Below are 2751 nucleotides of genomic sequence, written 5' to 3' on the forward strand. Positions count from 1 at the left end.
CGGCCAGCTCGACGGCGGTGCGTTCCTTCACCGGACCGGTCGCACCGGTCGTCCGGTCGAGGGTGTCGTCGTGGATCACGACGGCGGCGCCGTCCTTCGCCCGGTAGGTGTCCAGCTCGATCCCTTCCGCACCGATCTCGATCGCGCGCGCGAACGCCGCGAGCGTGTTCTCGGGCAGCTCGATCGAAGCGCCTCGGTGTGCGTACACGTCCATCTGGGATCCCGTCGTCAAGCTCGGCCGGCAGTCACTGGCGACGGTAGATGACCGACATGAACCGGCAGCAGCGCCCCCGTGAACGCCGAGTCAGTGCCTCCCGGGCGAGTCAGTACCGCGTGCCGTACTGTCTCGCCCAGGAGGCACTGACTCGCACGCCGGCGACGCTCGGCTGCTCGCTCGGGCGCCGCGGGCACATCTCCGACCGTGGGCGGTGGCGGGGGCATGGCGTGTCGGACACGATCGAGGCATGACGAGCCAGCCCGACGCCGCAGCCGCGCCCAGCGGTGCCCGTGCCGCGTTCCCGAGCATCGACTGGCTCACCGTGGCGCTGGCCGCAGTGGTGGCCGCGTTCCTGGTCGCGACGCCGGGCACCGCGCCGGACGTCGAGCGTTCGATCGGGTTTACACCGCAGTTCGGCTACGTGATCGCGGCGGGTGTGGTGGCCGTGGCCGGCGTCGCGCTCGCTCCCCGATGGCCGGTGGCGGCGACGCTCGGGATGCTCGCGCCGTTCCTCGGGCTGCTGTGGTTCCGGTGGTTCATGTGGGGCTGGTTGCTGGCGCTGCTGGCGGCCACGGTCGCGGTCACGTACCGCCGGGGGTGGCGCCACGGTGCCGTTCCCGCTGCCGGTTCCGCCCTGATCGCACTCTGGTACTGCACCACCGACGTCGTCGCGTTGCTCCCGATAGGCCCGGTGACCTCGGGCGCCGAGGCCGGCGAGGGATGGATTTCCCTCGTGGTGTACCTCGTGGCGATCGTCGCCGTCTTCCTCACCGCAGGCGCTGTGCGCCTCTCGCACAGCGCGACTGAACGCCAGCGCGTGGCGACCCGCGAGAGCGAGGAGGCCACCGCCGTCGCCACTCTCGCCGCGGAGCGGGCACGCATGGCGCACGACCTGCACGACGTCGTCGCCCATCACATCTCGCTCGTCGCGGTTCGGGCCGAGAGCGCGCCATTCCAACAGGACCTCGACGCGCCCGCTCGGCAACTGCTGGCCGACATCGGCGATGACGCCCGCGCCGCGCTCGCCGAGCTACGGCACGCGCTCGCGGTGCTGCGCCGTACTGACGACGAGCCAGCCGCCACGCGGCCGCAACCGACCGCCACCGAGATCGAGGAGCTGCTCGAGCAGGCGCGGTCAGCAGGGCAAGAGATCGAGCTGGCCGGCGAGTGGGGCACCGTTCCTGCGGCTGCCGGCTACGTGCTCTACCGCGCAGTCCAGGAGGGACTCACGAACGCGCGCCGCCACGCACCCGGTGAGAAGGTGACGATCACGCGGACGCGCGGTGCCGCCGTCGTCGGCCTGGAGATGGCCAACCGAACGGCCGCGCCCGGAGGCGCGTTCGCACCCGGTCGAGGTCTGCTCGGCATGGGTGAGCGGGTCGCCGCGCTCGGTGGGTCGCTGCAGGCGGGAGTGCTCGACGGCGTGGCGACGTTGGTCGTGTCTCTGCCTTCGGGTGAGGACCAGCGTTGATAACCGTCGTGGTCGCAGACGACCAGGCGCTCGTGTGCGCGGGGTTTGCGTCGATCCTCGATGCGGCCACCGACCTGCGGGTGGTGGGAACGGCCGGCGACGGCGCCGAGCTCCTCGAGCTGGTGGCACGGACCGAGCCGGACATCGCCGTCGTCGATGTGCGAATGCCCGTGATGGATGGGATCCTCGCGACCGAGCGGATCACGGCCGACCATCCGGCGACCAAGGTGCTGATCCTCACCACCTTCGACCTCGACGAGTACGTCTACGACGCGCTCCGCGCGGGAGCATCCGGGTTCCTGCTCAAGGACACCACGGCGGTTCGGCTGGTGGAGGCGGTGCGTCTCGTGGCCGATGGCTCCATGCTGCTCGGGCCGACCGTCACGAGGCGACTCGTCTCGGACTTCACGCACCGTGAGGTCGAGGACGTGCCCGGGGTGGCTGAGCTGACGCCGCGCGAGCGGGAGGTCCTGGTCGCGATCGGAAGTGGGCTCTCGAACCAGGAGATCGCCGCCGAGCTCTGGATCGCCGAGGCGACAGTGAAGTCGCACGTGGGGGAGCTGCTCCGGAAGACGGGCAGCCGGGACCGGGTCCAGTTGGTGCTGGCTGCCTTCCGCGCGGGTCTGGTCAGCCTCGACTGACGGTCGAGCCTGACTCGGCGGGGTCAGCGCGCAGCGGATTAATCACAGGCGCTTGACAATTAAGGGCCTGCTCCCGCACGATGGCCGCCACGGACTCATCCGAAGGAGCTGAGATGGCCGACGGCCGGACACCGACGTTCACTGACACGACCACCGCCGCCCCCGCGGCCACCACCACTCAGGCGTGCCGGTCGTGACGACGACCACCGCCCGCGAGAACGACGAGCAGGACGACACCCGCACCCGTCCACACCGTGGTGCCGGCAAGTCGGGCCGACCCGCGCCTCGTCCGGGTCAGGGGTGGTGGGCGCGGTTGCGTCGTGATCATCCGGTGTTGTTGTTGGCGTTGCCGGGTATTGCGGTGGTGGTGGTGTTTCAGTACATCGCTTTGGGTGGGAATGTGATCGCGTTCCAGGATTATC

Annotated in this window: 3 protein-coding genes and 1 pseudogene; 3 read left to right on the forward strand and 1 reads right to left on the reverse strand. The window is 70.4% G+C overall.

From position 1 onward, the window contains the following. On the reverse strand, positions 1 to 214 hold a 214-nt coding region (locus ACOJSN_RS10110; RefSeq protein ID WP_420112369.1), incomplete at its 3' end, for a glycerophosphodiester phosphodiesterase family protein. Positions 215 to 464: 250 nt separating this feature from the next. On the opposite strand from ACOJSN_RS10110, the gene ACOJSN_RS10115 reads away from it, so the two are divergent. The 3 genes and pseudogenes from ACOJSN_RS10115 to ACOJSN_RS10125 form a co-directional block, all read left to right on the forward strand. Continuing rightward, a complete protein-coding gene (locus ACOJSN_RS10115; protein ID WP_420112370.1) occupies positions 465 to 1688 on the forward strand; it encodes a sensor histidine kinase in 1224 nt (407 codons plus the stop codon). A gap of 8 nt (positions 1689 to 1696) precedes the next feature. Beyond that, entirely contained in the window at positions 1697 to 2329 is a 633-nt protein-coding gene (locus tag ACOJSN_RS10120; RefSeq protein ID WP_420112371.1) for a response regulator, read from the forward strand. Between the two features lie 193 nt (positions 2330 to 2522). Beyond that, positions 2523 to 2751, forward strand: a pseudogene (locus tag ACOJSN_RS10125) (hypothetical protein); the annotation flags it as partial.

This window comes from Pseudactinotalea sp. (assembly GCF_048594945.1).
In the GTDB taxonomy this organism is placed as follows: domain Bacteria; phylum Actinomycetota; class Actinomycetes; order Actinomycetales; family Beutenbergiaceae; genus Pseudactinotalea.